This is a genomic window from Microbacterium sp. NRRL B-14842 (assembly GCF_050470785.1).
Genome location: NZ_JBFLUM010000001.1, coordinates 2,940,561 through 2,962,622, shown reverse-complemented (window position 1 = coordinate 2,962,622; position 22,062 = coordinate 2,940,561). Strand labels below are relative to the sequence as shown.

General features: G+C 70.8%; 16 protein-coding genes. 14 read left to right on the top strand and 2 right to left on the bottom strand.

The genetic code is table 11. From position 1 onward, the window contains the following. Positions 1-109 precede the first annotated feature (109 nt). From AB1285_RS14475 to AB1285_RS14445, 7 genes are all read left to right on the top strand, one after another. Positions 110-1,351: an ABC transporter substrate-binding protein gene (locus AB1285_RS14475; RefSeq protein ID WP_370428136.1), complete on the top strand. Its 1,242-nt coding sequence runs from the start codon at positions 110-112 to the stop codon at positions 1,349-1,351. A gap of 67 nt (positions 1,352-1,418) precedes the next feature. Next, a complete protein-coding gene (locus tag AB1285_RS14470) occupies positions 1,419-2,324 on the top strand; it encodes a carbohydrate ABC transporter permease (protein ID WP_187662929.1) in 906 nt (301 codons plus the stop codon). Further along, a complete protein-coding gene (locus tag AB1285_RS14465; RefSeq protein ID WP_187662930.1) occupies positions 2,321-3,226 on the top strand; it encodes a carbohydrate ABC transporter permease in 906 nt (301 codons plus the stop codon). Before AB1285_RS14470 ends, AB1285_RS14465 begins: the two co-directional genes overlap by 4 nt. A 21-nt stretch (positions 3,227-3,247) precedes the next feature. Further along, positions 3,248-4,282, top strand: a complete 1,035-nt coding sequence (locus AB1285_RS14460; protein WP_363445164.1) for an NAD-dependent epimerase/dehydratase family protein — start codon at positions 3,248-3,250, stop codon at positions 4,280-4,282. Beyond that, positions 4,282-5,367, top strand: coding sequence for a dihydrodipicolinate synthase family protein (locus tag AB1285_RS14455; RefSeq protein WP_370428135.1), 1,086 nt, complete (start codon positions 4,282-4,284; stop codon positions 5,365-5,367). The genes AB1285_RS14460 and AB1285_RS14455 overlap by 1 nt, the downstream gene beginning before the upstream one ends. Further along, the gene (locus AB1285_RS14450; RefSeq protein ID WP_370428134.1) at positions 5,364-6,377 is read left to right on the top strand and encodes a hydroxyacid dehydrogenase; all 1,014 of its coding nucleotides are present in this window, start codon (positions 5,364-5,366) and stop codon (positions 6,375-6,377) included. Before AB1285_RS14455 ends, AB1285_RS14450 begins: the two co-directional genes overlap by 4 nt. Continuing rightward, on the top strand, positions 6,374-9,559 hold the full coding sequence (locus AB1285_RS14445) for a GNAT family N-acetyltransferase (protein ID WP_370428133.1): 3,186 nt from the start codon (positions 6,374-6,376) through the stop codon (positions 9,557-9,559). Before AB1285_RS14450 ends, AB1285_RS14445 begins: the two co-directional genes overlap by 4 nt. A gap of 533 nt (positions 9,560-10,092) precedes the next feature. On the opposite strand, the gene AB1285_RS14440 is transcribed toward AB1285_RS14445, so the two are convergent. Both AB1285_RS14440 and AB1285_RS14435 read right to left on the bottom strand, forming a co-directional pair. Continuing rightward, positions 10,093-10,935, bottom strand: coding sequence for an SDR family NAD(P)-dependent oxidoreductase (locus AB1285_RS14440; protein WP_370428132.1), 843 nt, complete (start codon positions 10,933-10,935; stop codon positions 10,093-10,095). Between the two features lie 8 nt (positions 10,936-10,943). Then, complete coding sequence (locus tag AB1285_RS14435) at positions 10,944-11,594, bottom strand: GntR family transcriptional regulator (RefSeq protein ID WP_060922906.1); 651 nt, start codon at positions 11,592-11,594, stop codon at positions 10,944-10,946. 151 nt (positions 11,595-11,745) lie between these two features. On the opposite strand from AB1285_RS14435, the gene AB1285_RS14430 reads away from it, so the two are divergent. The 7 genes from AB1285_RS14430 (at position 11,746) to AB1285_RS14400 (ending at position 21,976) form a co-directional block, all read left to right on the top strand. Continuing rightward, on the top strand, positions 11,746-13,107 hold the full coding sequence (locus AB1285_RS14430; protein ID WP_370428131.1) for an MFS transporter: 1,362 nt from the start codon (positions 11,746-11,748) through the stop codon (positions 13,105-13,107). Positions 13,108-13,239: 132 nt separating this feature from the next. Continuing rightward, the gene (locus tag AB1285_RS14425) at positions 13,240-14,775 is read left to right on the top strand and encodes an ABC transporter substrate-binding protein (RefSeq protein WP_187662938.1); all 1,536 of its coding nucleotides are present in this window, start codon (positions 13,240-13,242) and stop codon (positions 14,773-14,775) included. A gap of 1 nt (position 14,776) precedes the next feature. Next, positions 14,777-15,739 carry an ABC transporter permease gene (locus tag AB1285_RS14420; protein ID WP_292794602.1) on the top strand — a complete coding sequence of 321 codons (963 nt, stop codon included), beginning with the start codon at positions 14,777-14,779 and terminating at the stop codon, positions 15,737-15,739. Beyond that, complete coding sequence (locus tag AB1285_RS14415) at positions 15,732-16,580, top strand: ABC transporter permease (protein WP_370428130.1); 849 nt, start codon at positions 15,732-15,734, stop codon at positions 16,578-16,580. Before AB1285_RS14420 ends, AB1285_RS14415 begins: the two co-directional genes overlap by 8 nt. Further along, positions 16,577-18,340 (top strand): dipeptide ABC transporter ATP-binding protein, encoded by a 1,764-nt coding sequence (locus tag AB1285_RS14410; protein WP_370428129.1) that lies wholly within the window; start codon positions 16,577-16,579, stop codon positions 18,338-18,340. The genes AB1285_RS14415 and AB1285_RS14410 overlap by 4 nt, the downstream gene beginning before the upstream one ends. After that, positions 18,337-20,553, top strand: a complete 2,217-nt coding sequence (locus AB1285_RS14405) for a peptidase C14 (protein ID WP_370428128.1) — start codon at positions 18,337-18,339, stop codon at positions 20,551-20,553. Before AB1285_RS14410 ends, AB1285_RS14405 begins: the two co-directional genes overlap by 4 nt. A gap of 34 nt (positions 20,554-20,587) precedes the next feature. After that, complete coding sequence (locus AB1285_RS14400) at positions 20,588-21,976, top strand: hypothetical protein (protein ID WP_366237238.1); 1,389 nt, start codon at positions 20,588-20,590, stop codon at positions 21,974-21,976. The last annotated feature ends 86 nt before the right edge of the window (positions 21,977-22,062 follow it).

Here is a 22,062-nt window from a genome sequence, read left to right as displayed (position 1 = left end):
GGCCGAGAAACACGGCCGAAACAAGGCTCTGAGAACTTGTGCTTGACGAATTATCCAAAGCCAATGTCATAATGAACCGTACTCAGCACGGTTTACGCAAAGGAGCACCATGCGCGTCAGCAAGATCACCGGCGTCGTCGCGGGAGTCGCGGCCGCCACCCTGTTGGCCGGATGTTCGGCCGGCGGAGGAAACACCGCAGAGGGCGAGCAGGACATCACGGTCTGGCTCTACCCCGTCATCGCCGACGAGGCGATGCACAAGGACTTCTGGGACTCGACCATCGGGGCGTTCGAGAAGGAGAACGAGAACGTCAACGTGAAGTACGAGATCTTCCCGTGGGCGAACCGCGACGAGGCCCTGCAGACGGCGATCGCCGCCGGCAAGGGACCGGACGTCGTCTACCTCATCCCCGACCAGCTCGCGGCGTACCAGAAGTCGATCGCGCCGCTGAACGACCTGCTCAGCGAGGAGCGCCAGGGCGACCTGCTCCCCAACGTCAAGGAGTCGGTCACGCTCGGCGGCGACATCCTCGGTGCCCCGATCCTCACCAGCGCGCAGCCCCTCATCTGCAACGCGGCCGCGTTCGAGGCCGCCGGCGTGACCGAGTACCCGGAGACCTGGGACGACATCGCCGAGATGGCCCCGGCCTTCGTCGACAAGGGCATGTACGCCCTCAACTACCCGGCGTCGGCCGAGAACACCCTCAACCTCACCTACTACCCGCTGCTCTGGCAGGCCGGTGGCGAGGTCTACACCGAGGACGGCGAGGTCGGCTTCGACAGCAAGGCCGGCGAAGAGGCCCTCAGCTTCCTGACCGACCTGGCCGAGGAGGGCGCGCTCGACCCGGAGGCCCTCACCACCAACGTCCCGCTGGAGCAGACCGCCATCGCCCAGGGCAAGGTCGCCTGCACCTGGAACAACGCCGTGACCGAGGTCGCGCCGTTCTGGGGCGAGGAGAACGTCAAGGTCCTCGCGCCGCTGACCGACAAGGAGTCCGTCGCCTACGGCACCGTCGGCTCGCTGTCCGTGCTCAAGGGCTCGAAGGCCCCCGAGGCCGCAGCCGCGTTCGCCGAGTTCGCGACCGGCGCCGACGTCGTCGAGCCGTACCTCAAGGCCGCCGGGTTCTTCTCGGCCCTCAGCACGACCGAGCCGCTGTACGCCGACGACCCGCTCCTCGGCGAGGTCGAGAAGTACGTCCCCGACACCACGGTGGGCGAGCTCGACGCCAGCTCCCGTGCGCTCATGGGCGTGCTCTCGCCGGAGATCCAGGCCGCCCTGCTCGGCCAGAAGTCCCCGGCCGACGCCCTGAAGGACGCCGCGGCCGCCGCAGCCCCGCTGCTGCAGAAGTGACACCCCGGGGGCGTGCGGGTACCCGCCGCACGCCCCCTCTCTCCGCCCCCCACGTGAGGAATCGACAATGACGACGGCCACCACGGCGCCGAAGCCCGCAGGACGGGTCGCCCGGGTGCTCGCCCGACGGGAAGCGCGCGTCGCGTTCCTGTTCGTGCTCCCCGCCTTCCTGCTGTTCATCGCCTTCCGCTTCGGCCCGAGCATCGCGGGTGTGGCGCTGAGCTTCTTCGACTACGACATCTCCGGCGAGATCGCCTGGCGCGGCCTCGACCACTTCCAGCGCCTCGTCGCCGACCCGCTGTTCTGGCGGGCGCTGGGGACCACCCTCGTCTACACGGTCTTCGCCGTGCCGATCGCGCTCGTGCTGTCGACGATCATGGCCCTCGGCGTGCGCCGCGCCTTCCGCGGCGCCCGGTTCTTCCGCTCGATCTTCTTCCTCCCCGTCATCACCTCGCTCGTGCTGGCCGGCTCGATCTTCGTCTGGATCTTCTCCGCCAACGGTCCGTGGTCCGCCCTGATGACCCCGCTCGGCCTCGGCGGCTCCTGGCTCGGCAGCACCGTGCTCGTGATCCCCGCGATCGTCGTCGTCGGCGTCTGGTCCCGGTTCGGCTACGGGATGATGATCCTCATCGCCGCCCTGCAGGACGTGCCGCGCGAGCTGGAGGAGGCGGCGCTGGTCGACGGCGCGAACGCCTGGCAGCGCTTCCGGTGGATCATCCTCCCGCACCTGCGCCCGACGTTCTTCTTCCTCGCGGTGATCGAGACGACCGCCGCCTTCCAGGTCTTCGACGTCATCTACGTGATGACCCAGGGCGGCCCGGCGAACGCCAGCTACTCGCTCGTCTACATGCTCTACGACCAGGGCTTCCGCTACTTCGACTACGGCTACGCGGCCGCGGTGGGCGTGGCCCTGTTCATCATGACCCTCGTGGTCGCCCTCATCCAGCGCCTCGTGATCGGAAAGCAGAAATGACCGCCCTCCTGCAGCCGCCGACGCAGACGACGCCACCCGCGACGCGTCCCGCCGCGCGCAAGCGCCGCTCGTTCCGCGCGCTCGAGCCGACCGGCTGGGGCATCGCCGTCCGCTGGATCTGGCTGAGTCTCGCCGGCATCCTCAGCTTCTTCCCCTTCTATGCGATGGTCGTGCTGAGCCTGAAGCCGGGCATGGTCGTCGAGCTGCCCGGCTCGCTGATCCCCTGGAACGACATCTCCTTCGAGGCGTACGAGCAGGTGCTCGGCGGACAGAACATCCTCGTCTGGCTCTTCAACACGCTCGTCTACTCGCTCGTGTCGGTCGTGGCGGTGCTGTTCCTCTCCGCGCTCGCCGGATACGCCTTCGCCAAGAAGCGCTTCCGTGGCAAGGAGGTCATGTTCTGGTCGTTCTTGGCGATGGTCATGGTGCCGTTCCACGTGACGCTGATCCCGACGTTCATCCTCATGGCGAACCTGGGCGGCATCGACACGTACTGGGGCCTCATCCTGCCGACGCTCGCGAACGCGCAGGCCGTCTTCCTCATGCGCCAGTTCATCCAGGGCCTTCCCGACGAGCTGTTCGAGGCCGCCCGCATCGACGGCGCCGGCGAGTTCCGCATCTTCCTGCGGATCGTGCTGCCGCTGTGCAAGCCGATCCTCGCGACGCTCGGGATCTTCGTCTTCCTCTGGCACTGGAACGACTTCCTCTGGCCGCTCATCATCGCCAAGTCCAACTCGATGTTCACCCTCACCGTGGGCATCTCGTCGCTGCAGCAGCAGGATGTGCCGCTCAGCACCATGCTCGCCGGCTCCGTCGTGGCGCTGCTGCCGATCTTCCTCGCGTACCTCATCGCTCAGCGGTACGTGCAGGAGGGCGTCACCGGCACCGGGATCAAGGGCTGAGAAGAAGGGAACCGCACCACCATGACGCAGTACGCTTTCGCCTCCGAGGCCGAGCTCGAGGAGGCGCTCGCCACCCCGAGTGACGGGCTCGTGGCCGACCTCGCGCAGGGCTCCGGAGACCTCGTGATCCTCGGCGCCGGCGGCAAGATGGGCCCGACCCTGGCGATGCTCGCCCGGCGCGGCCTGGACGCCGCCGGCCGCACCGACGACGCGGTGTACGCGGTCTCCCGCTTCGGCGACGCCGCCATCCGCGAGCGCCTGGAGGCCGCGGGGGTGCGCGTCGTGCCGTTCGACCTCATCGAGAACGACGACCTCTCCGGTCTCCCCGATGCCCCGAACGTGGTGTTCATGGTGGGCGCGAAGTTCGGCGCCGCGACCAACGCCTCCTGGGCCTGGGAGGTCAACGCGGCTCTGCCCGACCGCATCGCCCGCCGCTACCGCGACAGCGCGATCTCGGTGCTCTCCACCGGGAACGTGTACCCGTTCGTCCCCGCCTCCTCCGGCGGCGCCGCCGAGGAGACCACGCCCGCGCCGATCGGCGAGTACGCGCAGTCCTGCCTCGGACGGGAGCGCGTGTTCGAGTTCGGGGCGCAGGAGCGCGGCACCAAGGTCGCGATCATCCGCCTGAACTACGCCGTCGACCTCCGCTACGGGGTGCTCGCCGACATCGGCAGCGCCGTGCACGCGGGGGAGCCGGTCTCGGTCGCCACCGCCAACGTCAACGTGATCTGGCAGGGCTACGCGAACGAGGTCGTGCTGCGGAGCCTCGCGCACGCCTCCACCGACCCCTTCGTGATCAACCTCACGGGACCGGAGCTGCTCAGCGTCTCCTCGATCGCCCACCGTTTCGGCGCCCTGTTCGAGCGGGAGGTCGAGATCGTCGACGAGCCGATGCCGACCGCGCTGCTCAGCGACGCCCGGCGCTGCATGGCCCTGTTCGGCTACCCGTCCGTCTCCTCCGAGGAGCTCATCCGCATGCAGGCCGGCTGGATCCGCGACGGGCTGCCGATGATCGCCAAGCCCACCAAGTGGGCCGTGCGGGACGGGAAGTTCTGATGACCGACGCCGCTGCGCACACGGCGACCGTGCCGTCGCTGCGCCCTGAGGCCGCTGCGACCCTGGCCCGCGGCGCCGTGATCCCGGCCCATCCGCTCGCCCTCACCGCAGAGCGCACGCTCGACGAGCGGCGGCAGCGGGCGCTGTCCCGCTACTACCTCGACGCCGGGGCCGGCGGTCTCGCCGTCGGCGTGCACACGACGCAGTTCGAGATCCGCGACCCGGAGCACGCGCTCTTCGAGCCGGTGCTCGCACTGGCCGCGGAGGAGATGGACGCCCGCGACGACGCGACCCTCGTGCGCATCGCCGGAGTGGCGGGCGACACCGCGCAGGCGGTCGCCGAGGCGGAGCTCGCCCGCTCCCTCGGCTACGACGCCGTGCTGGTGAGTCCCCGCGTCGCGGGTGCGGACGAGCGTGCCCTGCTCGACCGCGCCCGCGCCGTCGGCGAGGTGCTGCCGCTGGTCGGCTTCTATCTGCAGACCGCGATCGGCGGGCCCGTGCTCGACCGCGAGTTCTGGCGGGAGTTCGCCGCGATCCCGTCCGTCGTCGCCGTGAAGGCGGCGCCCTTCGACCGCTATCGCACGCTGGAGCTCGTGCGGGGCGTGGCCGCCTCGGGACGCGCCGACGAGATCGCGCTGTACACCGGCAACGACGACGCGATCGTCGCCGACCTGCTCTCCGAGTTCCATGTCGACTCCCCGTCCGGGCGGCGCACCCTCCGGTTCGTCGGCGGGCTGCTGGGCCAGTGGGCCGTCGGCACGCATGCGGCCGTCGCGCTGCTGGAGCGTGTGCACCGAGCCCTCGCGGGAGACCCGGAGGCCTACCGGGAGGTGGGACGCCGTGCCTCCGACATGGTGGACGTGAATCAGGCCGTTTTCGATCCGGGCAACGACTTCCACGGGGTCATCGCCGGGGTGCACGAGATGCTCCGCCAGCAGGGCCTCCTCGAAGGCATCTGGTGCCTCGACCCGGCCGAGGGCCTCTCCCCGGGGCAGGCGGAGGAGATCGCCCGTGTCCGGCAGGCGTACCCGGAGCTCAACGACGACGCGTTCATCGCCGAGAACCTCGAGGCCTGGCTGCGATGACCGCGGGGACGGGCGCACCGACCGTGGTCGCGGTCGTCTCCGCCGAGCTGTTCGCGGAGTTCTTCTCGACGGACGATGCGGCCCGCCTGGAGACCATCGCGGCGCGGCTCGGTGGGTCGTTCGTGCGGGTGGACCGCCTCGCGGATGCGGTGCTCGACGAGGCGCGCGTCGTGGTGACGAGCTGGGGCGTGGGTCCTTTCGACGACACCGTGCTCGCTACCCTCCCGAAGCTCGAGCTCATCGCGCACACCGGCGCCACGATCAAGCCCTTCGCCACCGACGAACTGTTCGACCGTGGCGTGCGGGTGACGCAGGCCGGGGCGGGGATGGCCCGGTCGGTGGCGGAGGTGTCGCTGACGTTCACGCTCGCGCTGCTGCACCGCGTGCCGGAGATGCACGACGCCCTGCGCGCCGGCATCGGCTGGTGGGACGCGGAGGCCGTCGGGGCGCAGCACGAGATCCTCGGTGCTTCCATCGCGGTCATCGGCGCCTCCCGGACCGGGCGGGCGTACCTCGAGCTGATCCGGGCACTCGGCGCGCAGCCGCTGCTCGTCGATCCCACGCTCGACGCGGCCGAGGCGTCGTCCCTCGGGGCGGAGCTCGTGGCGCTCGACGACGCGCTCCGCCGCGCGCAGATCGTCGCGGTGCACGCCCCGACGCTTCCGGAGACGCACCACCTGATCGGCGCGCGCGAACTGGCGCTGATGCCGGATGGTGCGGGCCTGGTGAACACGGCGCGCTCGTGGCTGGTCGACGAGGCCGCCCTGCTCGCCGAACTCCAGCGCGGTCGGTTGAGCGCGGCCATCGACGTGTTCGACGAGGAGCCGTTGCCTATGGAGAGTCCTTTCCGTTCGGCCCCGCGGGTGCTGCTCACCCCGCACCGCGCGGCCGGGACCAGGGAGGGGCGGCTGCGACAGGGGCGGATCGTGGCGGACGAGCTCGACGCCTTCGCCGCAGGGCAGCCCCTCGGACACGCCGTCCACCGCGACCAGCTCTCCTCGATGGCATGAGCGCCGTGCTCGTGCGGTCGGCGCGCGCGGAGGATCAGTCCGCCCTCGCGGCACTGTGGGCGGCCGCCTTCGCGCCGCCCCTTGCGCCGGACCAGTGGCTGGTGGACGACGAGCGGCTGGATCACACGATCGTCGCCGCCGACGACGAGGGCGTGTGCGGGTCGATCTACGGGTTGCCGAAGCGCCTGCGGGAGTCGGACGGCGGCGTGGCGCAGGTGCACGCGATCGGCAGCGTCGCGGTCGCCGAGCGGGCTCGCGGTCGGGGACTGGCCCGCCGGCTCGTGGCGGCCACCCTGGACGCGGCCGGTGACGCCGACTGGGCTCTGCTATTCACCGGCACTCCCGAGGTGTACCGGTCGAGCGGCTTCGCGACCATCTCGATGCCCCGCACGATGGCCGGGCCGTGGACGGCGTCGGCGACGGCCGCAGAGCACGCCTCGGTCCGCCGTGAGTCCGTGGGACTCGGTGTCCTCGGCCCGGTGCGCGAGGTCTACGAGCGCTCCCGCACCGGTGCGGTCGTGCTCGCTCCGGTGCGCAGCGACCGCGACTGGACGATGGCGGAGGTGCGGCTGCGGGGCGCGACGCTGTACCGGTTCGCCGAGGCGGAGACGACGGTCGGCTACGCGGTGGCGGAGGTGCGCGACGGCGTCGGGCTGCTGCACGAGAGCGCGACCGATCCCACCCTGGCCGATCCTGCCGCGGTGCGTCGCACCCTGCTGGACGCCGTGGCCGCGGACTGGGCCGCGGCGGGCGTCCGCACCTGCGAGCTGGCCGTCCCCGCGCTCGCCGCGGACGAACGCGCCGTCCGCGCGTTCGCTCCGGCGGCCGTGCGGCAGGACGACCGCACCGGGATGATCCGGCCGCTGCGCCGCGAGGCCCGGGTGGACGGCATCCGCCACTTCACGGGCGGGCGACTACTTCTGAGCATCCGCTCGGAGAGCGCTGGGGATCGGGGACTGATCGGTGACCGCGATCCGGCCGAGGGCCGGACGCCTGACCGCGGCGAGGACGCCGCAAGGAGGATGAGCATGACCCAGCTGGACACCACCACGGAGACCGCGGCGATGCGCAGTCGACGGATGCTGCTCGCCGGTTTCGGCGCCGCCGCCCTGGGCGGGGTCGCCGCGATCGGCGCTCCCGCCGCCGCTCAGGCCGCGGGACCCGTCGTGCCGCAGGAGTCGTCGGGCTCGAAGAACGTCGCCCACGGAGGCCTCGCCACCGCTCTCGCGACGCGCAAGGCCAAGGACGGCGACCTCGTGCGCACGAGCGGCTACGCGACCCCTGGCGACGGCGGCGACGGGCTCTACCGGTTCGTGAAGAAGGACGCCCCCGCGGCCAACGGCGGCACGGTGCTCGCGGGGCCGAAGGGCGGCGCCTGGGTGCTCGTGCACGACGGCACGGTCGACTTCCGGAAGTTCGGCATCATGGATGCCTCCGCGCCCGCGGACGACGCGCTCGACGCGATGGTGGGCGACGCCCGCGTGCGGCGCGTGGAGGCGCACACCGACCTCAACTTCGTCCGTCGCCACAAGTTCTCCCGGTCGAACATCGCGTTCGACTTCGGGCACCACCTGATGACGACCGAGGGTATCGAGAACGCCGGGAAGGACGACCCCTTCGCGGCCGTCATGTTCTTCCGCGGCGAGGTGACCGACGCAGTGCAGGAGGCGAAGCTCGGGGAGGACGTGCCCGACCTCGCCGACATCTTCCCCGTCGCCGACTCCTCGTTCTTCGCGGTCGGGGAGTGGTACGCCGCCGAGGTCAACGCGCTGTCTGGTCGCTGGGAGCGCGAGCTGCAGCGGCTCGTCCAGGTCACCCAGATCGTCGACGGCCGGCACATCCGCGTGAACTACAAGAACGGCTGGCCCCTCGGCAAGGACCGCACGATGACGTGGCGGCACGTGAAGCCGGTGCAGGACGTGACGGTGTCGAACCTGAAGTTCCTCGGCAAGGGCACGGACGAGTACACGGGGTCGCACCCGCTGGCCTTCGAGTACGCGGTGCGCTGCGACGTGGACCACATCGACGGCACGGGGACCTTCTGGCCGCTGATCCAGCGCCGGTGGAACACGTACTTCACCACGGAGAGCTGCACGCTGAAGAACCCGACCTCCGTCACCTGGGGCGGCGCCGGCTACCTGACGCAGCAGATCTACTGCCTGTACGGGTACGTCGCCAACTGCCACACCGCCAACGCCCGGCACCTCAACGACTTCACCGCCAGCGCCTACTGCCTCGTGGAGAACTGCCACGGCGACGGCGACGACCAGGGACCCTTCGTCACGCACGGCCAGTACGAGCACGACCTCACCTACACGGGCAACTCCGGACTCATGACGTTCGCGAACTCCGGCGCCGCGTGGGGATCGGCGGCCAAGCGCATCACCGTCCGCAAGCACGTGTGCTCGTGGTTCGTCGCGCGGGTGCGCATCACCGACCTGACGCTCGAGGACGTGCAGGTGATCGGCAAGCCCTCGCTCTCGGGCTCCGGGATGCTGTGGATCAACGCGGACGGTGCGCAGCTGCGCGGCTGCACCGCGTCGGACACGCTCGTCATCACCCAGGCCTCCGACAACTCCGCACGCCCGACCGTGATCGCCGACTCGCACTTCACGTTCGTCGCTCCCGGCGAGCTCACCAATGCGACGGTGAAGACGCCGGTGACCTTCGTCGACACGGTGCTCGACCGCGTCGGCGGCATGAAGATCAACGGGCCGGGTGCGGTCACCTTCCGCGGCTCGACCCTCACCGCGGCGGACGATGCCGCCCCCATCGCCTCGGCGACGGGCAAGCTGCGCGTCGAGGGCTCCACGCTCCGGAACGCCCGCATCGCGGCAGCATCGAAGGACCGTCAGGTCGTCGAGATCGCGGGTTCCGAGGTGTCGGCGAAGGGTGGGACGACGGTGTCGCGGTCGGGTGCGGGCGAGCTGCACCTGACGCTCGCCGACAGCACGTTCCGGGCGGAGGGGGCGACCACGCACGTCGCCGTGACGAGCGGCGCGACCCACTACCGCGCGGTCGGCAACCGGTTCGAGGGCGGCGCCCTGGAGCTCCGCGACGACGCCTTCGGGGCCGGCTCGACGCTGCTGCACACCGGCAACGTCGAAGCCGGTGTCACCCGGTCGGCGTTCCCCGCCGAGGGCGACCGCGTCGTCGACACCGCCAACCTCGTCGTCGGCTGATCCCCGGGCACGACTTCGGAGCTGCGGCGCGACCCGCCGCCTCCCCGGCCCCGCCTACGGCGTGTCGCCGGGGGTCTCCGAAGTCGTGCCCGGGCGGCGCAGCGGTGGGGCTGCTTGTCGCCGGTGTGCTCACCACGGGTGCCACGGTGGCGGCAGCAGGCGGACCGGCGCCCCAGTCGGTCCAGGCCGTCTGGAAGCCGATTCCGGCCGATGGCTCCGGGGGCAACCAGTCGGGTTGCGTCCTGCTGTCCGGATGCTTCGGCGGATGAGGGCCGCGATGAAGGGCCTGTTGGTCACGGTCGTTCTCGCGACGGGGTGGTGGTCGCGGCAAGTGCGGCGCCGGCGCCCACGGTCGTCCAGGCCGACTGGAAGCGCACCATCATGGCAGGGTGAGTTGATCCCCCGGGCATAACTCCGGAGATGCGGCGCGATCCGCCGCCGCCTCGGCCCCGCCTACGGCGTGTCGCCGGGGTTCTCCGGAGTTGTGCCCGGGCGGCGCCGGGGGCTGTCCGGGTTCAGCGGGACTGACCTCCTCAGGCCTCGGACACACCCACGAGCTCGGCGCTGCGCCGCCAGAGGGCCTCGGCGAGAGCGGGATCGTTCACCTGCGGGTTCACGCGGGTGGTGAGGACCCGCTCGTCGTAGTACCGGCCGGAGATCCAGGTCTCGCCGGGCGTGCCCTCCAGGAACCAGCGCAGTGTCGCGCCGCCGCGGTCGCTGCCGATGAGGACGAGGCGGCGCAGCGGGGTGCGGTAGACGAGGCGCATGATGCTCGACGACTCGGCGGCGAAGTTCGTCGCCACGGTGCCGGGGTGGAAGGCCACCGCGCTGAGCCCCTGCGCATGGAACTTCTCGTGCAGGCTCTTCGCCATCAGGACGTTGGCGAGCTTGGCGTCGCCGTAGGCCTTGTTCGGGGAGAACCGGCGGGTGTTGTCGAGGTCGTCGACGTCGAGGTGCCCGAACAGGCGGTGGGCGACGCTGGAGGTGTTCACCACGGCGCCGCGGGCGGCGAGCAACTGCGGGAGCAGGAGTCTCGTCAGCAGGAACGGGGCGAGGTGGTTCACCTGCATGGTCTTCTCGTGCCCGTCGACGGTGGGGGTGCGGTCGCCGAAGATGCCGCCGGCGTTGTTGGCCAGCACGTCGATGCCCGCCGCGCCCACGGCGTCCGCGAGCTGCGCGGCGAGGGTGCGCACGTCGTCGAGGCGCGCGAAGTCGGCAGTGAACCACTCCGCGCCGGCCTCCTCCGCCACGGCCCGCATCTTGTCGGGTGAACGGCCCACGAGGAGCAGGCGGTGCGGGGATCCGGCGAGCTGGCGGGCGGCGGCGGCGCCGATCCCGTCCGAGGCTCCGGTGAGGACGATGGTGCGCGCGGCCACGGCGGCGCTCACTCGGCCGACGGCGTGATGCGACGGACGGCCCTGGTCACGTGCTCGGCGATCACGGCGCGCGCCTGCTCCGGATCGCCGGTCGCGATGGCGTCGACGATCTGCTGGTGACTGCGCACGTGCTCCTCCTGCTCGGCGGGGTCGAGCGCGGAGTTGGCCGCCTGGATGAACCCGGCGATCCGGCCGCGGAGCTGGGCGCTGAGCTCGTCGAGGAACCGGTGCTCGGCGAGGTCGGCGAGGGTCTCGTGGAAGAGGCGGTCCTGGCGCAGGACCTCGGCCACATCGCCCGGTGCCGCAGCCGCCATCGCCTGGATGATGGCCTCCAGCCGTGCCGCCGACTCGTCGTTCCACCGCTCCTGCACCCGGATCGCCATGAACTGCTCCAGCACGATGCGCAGGCTCGAGATCTCCTCCAGGTCCTGCGCGCTGAGCTGGGCGACGCGGGCGCCGCGGCGGGGTTCGCGGGTGATGAGGCGCTCCTCGGCGAGCCGGGTCAGGGCCTCGCGCACGGGGATGTGGCTGACGCCGAGACGGTCGGCGAGCTTGCGCTCCACGAGGCGCTCGCCCGGGGCGAGCTCTCCGGAGTGGATCGCCGCCCGGAGCTCGTCCGTGACCTGCTCGGCGATGTTCTGATCCGACACGCTGCGCATCCGGGGCCCTTCTCGATCTCGCGCGGCCCGGTGCTCGTCGAGCGGGGCTCCTTCGCTCGGTCGATGCTATGGCATGAGGCCGGGACTGGACAGGATCCGCGCGGTGCTACATGCTATAGCAAAACCCGAAACCGATGACGAAGGAGTTGTCATGTCCGGCAGAGAGACGCTCGCGCAGGCGCGCGCCGCGGAGGACGCGGTGGGAGCCGCCGCCATGAAGAAGGCGATCTGGAGGCTGGGTCCGTTCCTCGGACTGCTCTACCTCGTCGCCTACATCGACCGGAACAACGCGGGCTTCGCGAAGCTGGAGATGACTGCCGCCCTCCAGATCACCGAGGCTGCCTTCGGGTTCGCGGCGGGCATCTTCTTCATCGGCTACCTGCTGTTCGAGGTGCCGAGCAACCTGCTGCTGGAGAAGTTCGGCGCCCGCAAGTGGATCGCGCGCATCATGATCTCGTGGGGCATCGTCGCCGCGCTGACCGCCTTCGTGCAGGATGCGACGCAGTTCGCGATCGCGCGCTTCGTCCTCGGCATCGCGGAGGCCGGGTTCTTCCCCGGCGTGCTGCTCTACCTCACGCTGTGGTTCCCGCGGCAGTACCGCACGCAGGTGCTCGCCGTCTTCGTGCTCTCGAACCCGATCGCCAACGCGGTCGCCGCGCCGCTGTCCGGCTGGATGCTGGAGCTGCACGGGCTGTGGGGGCTCGAGGGCTGGCAGCTCGTCTTCCTGCTGCAGGGCGTCCCGGCCGTGCTCCTCGCGTTCGTCGTGTTCTTCTGGCTCCCCGACCGCCCCCAGGACGCGCGCTGGCTGAACCCCGCCGAGCAGCGCTGGATCACCGACACGCTCGCCGCCGAGACCCAGGCGACCGAGCAGCGGCACGGACGTCTTCGTCTCGGCGAGGTCTTCCGCAACGGGCGCCTCTGGACGCTCATCGTGCTCTTCTTCGGTGTCGTGTTCGGTGCGTACGGCCTGGGGATGTGGCTGCCGACGATCGTGAAGAGCATGGGCGACTTCTCGAACTCGACCACCGGGTGGCTCGTGGCGCTGCCGAACCTGTGCGCCGCCCTCGTGATGCTGCCGTGGGAGCGCGCCGCCCGGAAGCAGGGCAACATCCCGCTGCAGATCGGCATCACGCTCAGCATCACCGCCCTGTCGCTCATCGCGGCGGTCGCGGCGCAGGGCACACCGGTGCTCGCGCTCGCGGCGCTGTGCGTCGGGATGTCGGCGCTCTTCTCGACCACCCCGCTGTTCTGGAGCCTGCCGCCGATGGTGCTCACCGGCACGGCAGCCGCGGCCGGCCTCGCCTTCATCAACTCGGTCGGCAACCTCGCCGGCTTCGCGGGACCGTACGCGATCGGCTGGATCAGCGAGACCACGGGGTCGGCGGTGTGGGGCCTGCTCCTCATCTCGGGGCTCACGCTGCTCGGGGCGACGATCGCCTTCGTGCTCAGCCGCCGCTCGGACTTCACGACGGCGCCCGCACTCGCCGTCGAGGCGTCCACGGCCCGGCGATAACCGGGCCGGGTCGGCGGTCGTGACGAGAACGTGACCCCGCCGGCCCGGTTCGCTCTAGACGCCTCTCCGCTTTTGCTACATGCTATAGCGCAACACCCTTACCCGAAGCACCACCCGACCTTGGAGGCACCCATGTCGCGTCGTCGTGTTCGGCTCGGCGGAGCAGCAGTGCTGCTGACCGCCGCGCTCATCACCGCTGGTTGCAGCACCTCATCCACCCCCGACGGCCAGGCGCAGGAGGGCGGCACGCTCACCGTCGCCGCCGCGCAGGGCATCCCGCAGCTCAATCCCGCCATCCGTACGTTCGCGTGGGAGGAGGTGCTGTTCCCGCTGCTGTGGAACGGCCTCACCACGACCGACGAGTCCGGCGAGGTCGTCGGCGATCTCGCCGAGAGCTGGGAGGCCTCCGATGACCAGAAGACCTGGACGTTCACCCTCCGCGACGGCGTGACGTTCTCGAACGGTGAGGACTTCACCGCCGACGACGCCGTGGCCGCCTTCGACTACTACCTCGACCCGGAGACGGCGACGCAGGAGAAGAACAAGATCTCGATGGTCACCGACGTCGCCGCGCCGGACGAGAAGACCGTCGTGGTGACGCTGTCCGAGCCCATCGCGACCTTCCCCGCGGGCATCGTCTGGGTGAAGATGATCGACGTCGACGCGCTCGACACGATCGACAAGGAGCCCATCGGCACCGGGCCGTACGTCGTGGACGCCTTCACGCCCGACGACAGCCTCACCCTCGTCCCCAACCCGGAGTACTTCGGCGAGGCGCCGGCGCTCGACGAGATCACGATCGTGAAGGCCGCCGAGTCCACCGCCGCCGTCACCGGCCTCCGCTCCGGCGACATCGACGTGCTGTGGTCGGTGCCGCAGGGGGATGTGGCGGGTCTGGAGGGCGGCGACATCGCCCTGGTGAAGCCCGAGAACCCGAGCCAGTGGCCCTCGTGGGAGATCGACACGACCTCGCCGCCCTTCGACGACGTGCGCGCCCGGCAGGCCCTGGCCTACGCGATCGACCGCGAGGCCATCCTCGACGCCGCCTACTACGGCCAGGGCACGGTCTCGCCGACGAACAACGCGCTCGGCGAGGTGAACCCGTGGTTCGGGGGCGAGCTGACCGACTACTCCTACGACCTGGACAAGGCGAAGGAGCTGTTCGCCGAGGCCGGGGTGACCGAGGGCAGCACGCTCACCTGGTGGGGCGTGGCCGGACAGTACCCGGAGTGGAACACGAGCGGCGAGATCCTGCAGGCGAGCCTGAAGGAGATCGGCATCACGCTGAAGATCGACAACAACGACATCGGCACCTGGGTCGACGCGTTCTACCCCGCGGGCAAGAGCTACCCCGGGTACATCGTGCCGAACTTCCAGTCCACCCCGCCCGAGCCGGCCTACTCGCTGAACTTCTACCTGGAGGGGCGGTGCGAGTGCAACTGGGTCGACCCCGACTTCCAGACGGCGTTCGCCGACGCCGTCGCCGAGCCGGACGAGACCGCGCGGGCCGAGAAGTGGGGCACGGTGCAGACCATCATCAACGAGCAGGTGCCGCTCATCGTGCCGCTGCAGTCGACGGTCGTCACCGCCACCAGCACGGCGGTCGACGGTGTGTGGGTCGAGGGCGGCGGACAGCTGCACCTCGAGGGCGCGCAGCTGAAGGGCTGACGTGGTCCTCTCCGTCCTCCGGCGGGTGGCGATCAGCATCGCGATGCTGATCGCCACCTCGCTCCTCGTCTTCGTCGTGCTCCGGCTGCTGCCGGGCGACCCCGTCATCACCCGCCTCGGCTCGACGCCGGGCGTGGATGCCGAGACCATCGCCCGGCTCCGGGAGGAGGCCGGCCTCGACGCCCCCGTCATCGAGCAGTACCTGCGGTGGATCGGCGGCGTCTTCACGGGCGACTTCGGCCAGTCCTACTTCAACCAGTACTCGGTGACGGAGCTCATCGCGCAGCGCCTGCCCGCGACGCTGGAGCTCACGCTCATCGGGGTGCTGCTGGCCGTGCTCATCGCCACCCCGGCTGCCGTGTTCGCCTCACTGCGTCCGCTCGGCCTGGTCGACAGGGTGCTCACCGCGATCTCGACCGCGGGCATGGCCCTTCCGCAGTTCCTCATCGGCATCGTGCTCATCGTCGTGTTCGCCGTGCAGCTCAAGGTGCTGCCGGCCCGCGGCTACACGCCGTTCGCGGAGGACCCAGCCGAGAACCTCGTGCGCATGATCCTCCCCGGCCTCACCCTCGCCTTCGCGGCGGCGCCGCTGCTCATGCGCTTCCTCCGGGCCTCGATGGTCGAGGTGCTGGACGCCCCCTACATCCGCACCGCGAAGGGCAAGGGACAGTCGGCGAGTGGCGTCGTGCTCGGCCACGCGCTCCGCAACGCCCTGATCCCCGGACTCACCATGCTCGGCCTGATCGTCGGCTACACCCTGGGCGGCGTGGTGATCGTGGAGTACGTGTTCGGCGTCCCCGGACTCGGCTCGCTCGCGATCGACGCGGTCTTCAAGCGGGACTACGCGGTGCTGCAGTCGGTCGTGCTGCTGATCTCCGCGATGTTCATCCTCACCACGCTCATCGTCGACCTCCTCTACGGGGTGCTCGATCCGCGTCTTCGTGCAAGGAGCAGCCGTGGCTGACACCCTCACCCTCGCGCTGCGCTCCGCGCGTCCCCGCCGACGGGTCGCCGTCGCCTCCTGGATCCCGCTGGGGCTGCTGGCGATCATCGTCCTCGCCTGCGTGCTCGCCCCGCTCCTGGCCCCGTACGACCCCGCGGCCCAGTCGTCCGACCGGTTCGCCGGTCCCTCGGCCGCGCACCTCTTCGGGACCGACGAGCTGGGCCGCGACCTCTTCAGCCGCGTGCTCTACGGCGGCCAGCTCACCGTGTTCATCGCCGGGGGCGCGACGCTCGTGGCCATGGTCCTCGGGATCGCCTGGGGTATGGCGGCGGCGTTCGGACGCGGCTGGGTCGATGAGATCCTCATGCGTCTCGCCGACACGGTCATGGCGATCCCGCAGATCCTGTTCGCGCTCGTCTTCATCTCCGCGTTCGGCGCCGACCCCGCCAAGCTCGCCGTCATCATCGGGGTGCTCCTCACGCCGACCACCGCGCGGCTCGTGCGGTCGTCGGTGCTCAGCGAACTGCAGGAGGACTACTTCACGGCCGCTGTGGCGTTCGGCTCGACCCGGCGCCGTCTGCTCTTCGCCGAGGTGCTGCCGAACGCCAAGGGGCCGATCGTCGTGCAGGCGGCCATCAACGCCGCCAACGCGATCCTCCTGGAGGCGTCGATGAGCTTCGTCGGGCTCGGCATCGCGCCGCCCGAGGCCACCTGGGGCACGCTCGTGCAGCAGGGCTACCAGAAGATGTACCAGTCCATCGGGTACGTGCTGTTCCCCGCCCTGTTCATCTTCGTCACCATCTGGCTGCTCAACGTGCTCGCCGACCAGTTCGGCGGCGATCGGAAGGGGAGGGGCCGATGACCGACCTCACGCCCGTCCTGCAGGTGCAGGATCTCACCGTCTCCTACGGCGACGTCATGCCCGTCCAGGGCATCACGTTCGCGGTGCGGCCCGGTGAGCGCATCGGCCTCGTCGGCGAATCCGGCTCCGGCAAGTCGCTCACGGCGCTGTCGATCATGCGGCTGAACGACGGGGCGACCCTCGGCGGCAGCATCCGGCTGCGCGACCGCGAACTGCTCACGCTGAGCCCGCGGGAGATGACCCGCGTGCGCGGAGGCGAGATCGCGATGGTCTATCAGGACCCGATGTCATCGCTGAACCCGGTCCGCACGATCGGGCACCAGCTCGTGGAGGCGATCCGGCTGCACGACCGGGTCTCGGCGGCGGCCGCCCGCGCGCGGGCCGTCGAGTTGCTGACCGAGGTCGGGGTGCCGCTGCCCGAGGAGCGTCTGGGCCAGTACCCGCACGAGTTCTCCGGCGGGATGCGGCAGCGCGTCATGATCGCGATGGCCATGTCCTCCCGGCCCGCCGTGCTCATCGCGGACGAGCCGACCACGGCCCTCGACGTGACGACGCAGTCCCGGATCATCGACCTCCTCGATCGGCTCGCGGAGGACCACGGGACCGCGGTCGTACTCATCACGCACGACCTCGGCGTCGCCGCCGGGTTCTGCGAGCGCATCCACGTGATGCGGCACGGGCGCGTGGTCGAGGAGGGGCCGGTCGAACGCATCTACACGGCCCCGGAGCATCCGTACACGCAGGCGCTGCTCGGCGCGGTCGTCGACCTCACGGTGGACGTGCAGCAGCCCATCCGCACCGCCGCGGAGGTGCTCGAACGCGGGACGGAGCCGCTCGCCGAGGCCGGGTCGATCAGCGCGGTGGATCGGGCGCGGGAGTCCGGCGACGTGCTGGTGGACGTGCAGGGCGTCTCGAAGGTGTTCACGCTCGGCTCCGGGCGCCGGGTGACCGCGGTCGACGACGTGTCGTTCCAGATCCGGCGCGGCGAGACGGTCGGGCTCGTCGGCGAGTCGGGCTCCGGCAAGTCGACCGTGTCGAAGGCCGTGCTCGCGCTCGGCGGCATCGACGGAGGCACGGTCGTCTTCGACGGGCAGCGCCCGCACGACCTCCGCGGCGAGGAGCTGCGGCGGCTGCGCAAGCGCATGCAGATGGTGTTCCAGGACCCGTTCTCGGCCCTGAACCGGCGGCAGACCGTCGCGCAGATCATCGAGGCGCCGCTGCGCGCCCACGGCATCGGCACCCGGGCCTTCCGCGCCGAGAAGGTGCGCGAGACCATGCACCGCGTACGTCTGGACGAGGAGTTCGCGCACCGGCTGCCGCGCTCGATGTCCGGCGGGCAGTGCCAGCGCGTGTCCATCGCCCGGTCGCTCGTGCTGGAGCCGGAGTTCCTCGTGCTCGACGAATCGGTGTCGGCGCTCGACGTGTCGATCCAGGCGCAGGTTCTCAATCTGCTGCGGGAGCTGCAGGCCGAGCTCGGCCTCACCTACCTCTTCATCAGCCACGACCTGGCGGTGATCCGGTACATGTCCTCGACGGTCGCCGTGATGCAGCAGGGCCGCATCGTCGAGATCGGGGCGCGCGACGCGCTCTTCGCGAACCCGCAGCACGAGTACACGCGCGGGCTCATGGCGGCGATCCCCATCGCCGACCCGGTCCTCGAGCGCCGACGGCGCGCGGAGGCCGCGGTGCTCTGGCAGGCCCAGGGCGGGCAGACGGGCGCGGTCCCTGCCGCGCTCGCAGGACGAGGAGGACGACGATGACCACCATGGATCAGGAGACGGGGCCCTCGACGGACGCCGCGGGCGCCGGCGCGGCGGTGCGGTCGACCGGCCGCCGCGCGCTCATGGCCGGGCTCGGCGCGGTCGCGCTCGGCACGGCGGGCGCTCTCGCGAGCACCGCACCGGCGCAGGCCGCGCCGGTCACCGCCGGCGCCAAGGACGTCACGCGAGCGGAGTCCGTCGCCGACCTGGCCCGTCTCCGCGCGCGCGACGGCGAGGTGGCGGTCGTCGCCGGGTACCGGAAGCCCGGCGACGCCGGACTGCTCGTGTACGTGGGCAGCGAGAACGCGAAGACCAAGGTCAACGGCGGCACCGTGATCGCGGGGAAGCACGACACCCGGTGGGTGCTGCAGCACGACGGCACCGTCGACTTCCGGGTCTTCGGTATCACAGGACCGGAGAAGCCGGCCGACGATGCGCTCGCGGCGATGGTGAACGATCCCCGCATCCGCCGCATCGAGGCGAGCACCGACCTCCTGTTCCGGCGTCGGCATCGCTTCACCCGGTCGTACGTCGAGATCGACTTCGGCGGACACGTCATCACGACGGACGGCATCGAGAAGAACACCCACGACAACCCGTTCGGTGCCGTGATGTTCTTCACCGGAGTGCCGAAGGACGTCACGGTCGAGCACGCGCTGGCCGAGGCCTGGCCGGAGTTGACCGACGCGGTCGCCGTGCCGGACGCGTCCCGGTTCCCCGTGGACTCGTGGTGGGCGGTGCAGTGCGACCCCGTCGCCGGAGGAGGGGCTGATGAGCGCGAGCTGCAGCGGTTCGTGCAGGTGACGCAGCAGATCGACGGCACCCACATCCGCATCGACTACCTCAACGGCTGGCCGCTCGACACGGGGCGGAAGCTCATCTGGCGGCAGATGGCACCGGTCGCGGGCGTGCGGATCGCGAACATGCGGTTCCTCGGCGCCGGTCCCTTCGACGGTCCCACCGACGGCTCCTTCCCCGACTCGCGCGAGCTCACCGGCTCCCACCCGATCGCCTTCGAGTACGCGATCCACTGCGACGTCGCCGACGTGCACGCGAGCCGCACCTGGTGGCCCGTGATCATGCGGCGCTGGAACACGCACTTCACGACGGAGCGCTGCTCGGTCGAGAACCCGCCGACGGTGTTCTACGGCGGTGCGGGGTACCTGACGCAGCAGATCTACAGCCTCTACGGCCGGGTGAGCGACTGCACGTCGTCGAACGCCCGGCACCTGAACGACCTCACCGCCAGCGCCTACTGCCTCGTCGAGAACTGTCACGGCGACGGCGACGACCAGGGCGGCAATCCCTTCACCACGCACGGCCAGTACGAGCACGACCTCACCTTCATCGGCAACTCGGGGCTGATGGACATCGCCAACTCCGGCGCGCAGTGGGGCACGGCCGCCAAGCGCATCACGGTGCGCGATCACGTCTGCTTCTGGTTCGTCGCCGGGACGAAGATCAGCGATCTGACGCTGGAGAACGTACGCGTGATCGGCCGCTCGACCTTCGATCCGCAGGCGACCATGACCATCAACGCCGACGGTGCGCAGGTGCGAGGGTGCACCGCGGGACTTCTGGCGATCGGACAGCGGTCGCAGCGCTCATCGCGGCCGACCGTCATCCAGGACTCCAACTTTGCGCTGCCCAAGGATCAGGTGCTCGTGCAGACCCCGGTCACGGCTCCCGTCCGCTTCGTGGACTGCACGATCACCGGGATCGACGGGGTCAAGGCGCGCGGGTCTGGGCCGGTCGAGTTCGTGGACTGTCGTCTCAGCGGCCCGGCGGCCGGCGCCCCGTTCGAGGTCGGCGCATCGAAGGTGACGATCCGCGGCGGATCCGTGCGCGACGTGCGCCTGACCGCGACAGCGGTGCGGGATCAGCTCATCGCTCTGGACGGGGTCGAGCTGTCCACGGAGCGCGCGGACGGGGCTCTGCTCAGCAGGGCCGCAGGCGCCGGCGTCGTCACCTGGCGAGTGAGCGGGGTGACCTCGACGGTGCCGAAGGGCGCTGCCCACCTCGACATCGGCGCGGGCGTCAATCACGCCCGCGTCACCGGCAGCCAGTTCGTCGGCGGACGACTGCGGCTGGCGAACGGTTTCGCCGAGCCGTCGACGCTGCTCTACAGCGACACCGTCGAGCGCGGCGTCGAGACCGCACTGCCGGGGGCCGGACCGCGCGTCGTCATCGCCGACGTGCTGACGAGCGCGTGACGGACGGCATCATGGACATCAGGGAGGACCACGCGTGAACGACACGGCAGCGGCGACGCACCTCGGAGACCGCATCCGCATCCCCCGCACGCAGGCGCGCATCGGGGTCGCCCGGCGCGACATCACGCCGCCCGTCGGCATCCGCGCCAAGAACTGGGGACCGGCCGACTGGGAGCGCTCCGAGGGGGCGCACCGGCCGTTCGAGCTGACCGCGCTCGCCGTGGTCGCCTCGGACGAGCGGCCGCGGGTGCTGCTCGCGGTGGACGGCACGTGGTGGCGCCGGGTCGCCGATGAGCAGGGCGTGCGCGGGGCGATCCTCGACGGTCTGGGCCTCGAGCCCGATCAGCTCATGCTCTCCCTCTCGCACACCCACGCGGGGGCCGTGCTGTGCGCCGCGGACGCGCATCTGCCGGGCGGCGAGCTCATCCGCGGGTACCTGGAGGCGCTGTCCGCCGCGGGAATCGCGGCAGGGCGGGAAGCGCTGGAGACCGCGCGACCGGGACTGATCGAGTGGACCACGGGCACCTGCACCCTCGCGGCGGAGCGGGAGCTCGACCTCGACGGCCGCGCTCTCGTCGGCTACAACCCTCAGGGCACCGCCGACGACACCGTGACGATCGGCCGGATCAGCATCGACGGGGAGGTGCGGGCGACGCTGGTGAACTACGCCTGCCATCCGACGACCCTGGCCTGGCAGAACCGCGAGGTGTCGCCGGACTACGTCGGCGCGATGCGCGAGGTCGTGGAGGCGGCCACCGGTGCACCGTGCCTGTTCGTGCAGGGAGCCTCGGGCGAGCTGGCCCCGCGGGAGCAGTACACCGGCGACGCCGCGGTGGCCGACCGGCATGGACGTTCGCTCGGGCACGCGGTGCTCGCGGCGCTGGACGGGCTTCCGGTGCCGGGCGAGGAGCTGACGCTGGACGGTGTCGTGGAGTCGGGTGCTCCGCTCGCTATCTGGACCGGCACCCCGGCGGACGGCGGCGAGGAGGCGGCGGGAGTCGTCTCGGCGGTTGAGCTGCCGCTGCGCGACCTGCCCACCCTGGACGAGCTCGCCGAGGAGTGGAAGGACATCGATCCCCGGTCCCGGGAGGAACGTCTCGGACGGGCGCGGAACCTCCGCGACGGGTACATCGACGGCCCGACCGTGTCGCATCCGGTGTGGGCCTGGCGGCTCGGTGACGCCGTGATCCTGGGGCATCCGGGCGAGGCGTATTCCCGGCTGCAGACGACACTGCGGGAGCGGTTCCCGGAGACGCCGATCGTGGTGATGAACCTCACGAACGGTCCGGGCTTCGTGTACCTCCCGACCCGCGAGGCCTACGACCGCGGTGCCTATCAGTCCTGGCAGACGCCCCTGGCCCCCGGTGCCCTGGAGCTCCTGGAGGCCCACGCCGTGTCGGTCGTGGCCGGGCTGCGGGGGTAGCCCCCTTTCGAATCGCCCACTTTGCTCCATTTCCGGCCGAAATCGAACCAGTTGCGCGATTCGAACGGGATAGAGTTGCTATAGCA

Coding starts and splice junctions, on each gene's coding strand:
- AB1285_RS14475 (WP_370428136.1), top strand. CDS start 110: ATGCGCGTCAGCAAGATCACCGGCGTCGTCGCGGGAGTCGCGGCCGCC.
- AB1285_RS14470 (WP_187662929.1), top strand. CDS start 1,419: ATGACGACGGCCACCACGGCGCCGAAGCCCGCAGGACGGGTCGCCCGG.
- AB1285_RS14465 (WP_187662930.1), top strand. CDS start 2,321: ATGACCGCCCTCCTGCAGCCGCCGACGCAGACGACGCCACCCGCGACG.
- AB1285_RS14460 (WP_363445164.1), top strand. CDS start 3,248: ATGACGCAGTACGCTTTCGCCTCCGAGGCCGAGCTCGAGGAGGCGCTC.
- AB1285_RS14455 (WP_370428135.1), top strand. CDS start 4,282: ATGACCGACGCCGCTGCGCACACGGCGACCGTGCCGTCGCTGCGCCCT.
- AB1285_RS14450 (WP_370428134.1), top strand. CDS start 5,364: ATGACCGCGGGGACGGGCGCACCGACCGTGGTCGCGGTCGTCTCCGCC.
- AB1285_RS14445 (WP_370428133.1), top strand. CDS start 6,374: ATGAGCGCCGTGCTCGTGCGGTCGGCGCGCGCGGAGGATCAGTCCGCC.
- AB1285_RS14435 (WP_060922906.1), bottom strand. CDS start 11,594: ATGCGCAGCGTGTCGGATCAGAACATCGCCGAGCAGGTCACGGACGAG.
- AB1285_RS14430 (WP_370428131.1), top strand. CDS start 11,746: ATGTCCGGCAGAGAGACGCTCGCGCAGGCGCGCGCCGCGGAGGACGCG.
- AB1285_RS14425 (WP_187662938.1), top strand. CDS start 13,240: ATGTCGCGTCGTCGTGTTCGGCTCGGCGGAGCAGCAGTGCTGCTGACC.
- AB1285_RS14410 (WP_370428129.1), top strand. CDS start 16,577: ATGACCGACCTCACGCCCGTCCTGCAGGTGCAGGATCTCACCGTCTCC.
- AB1285_RS14405 (WP_370428128.1), top strand. CDS start 18,337: ATGACCACCATGGATCAGGAGACGGGGCCCTCGACGGACGCCGCGGGC.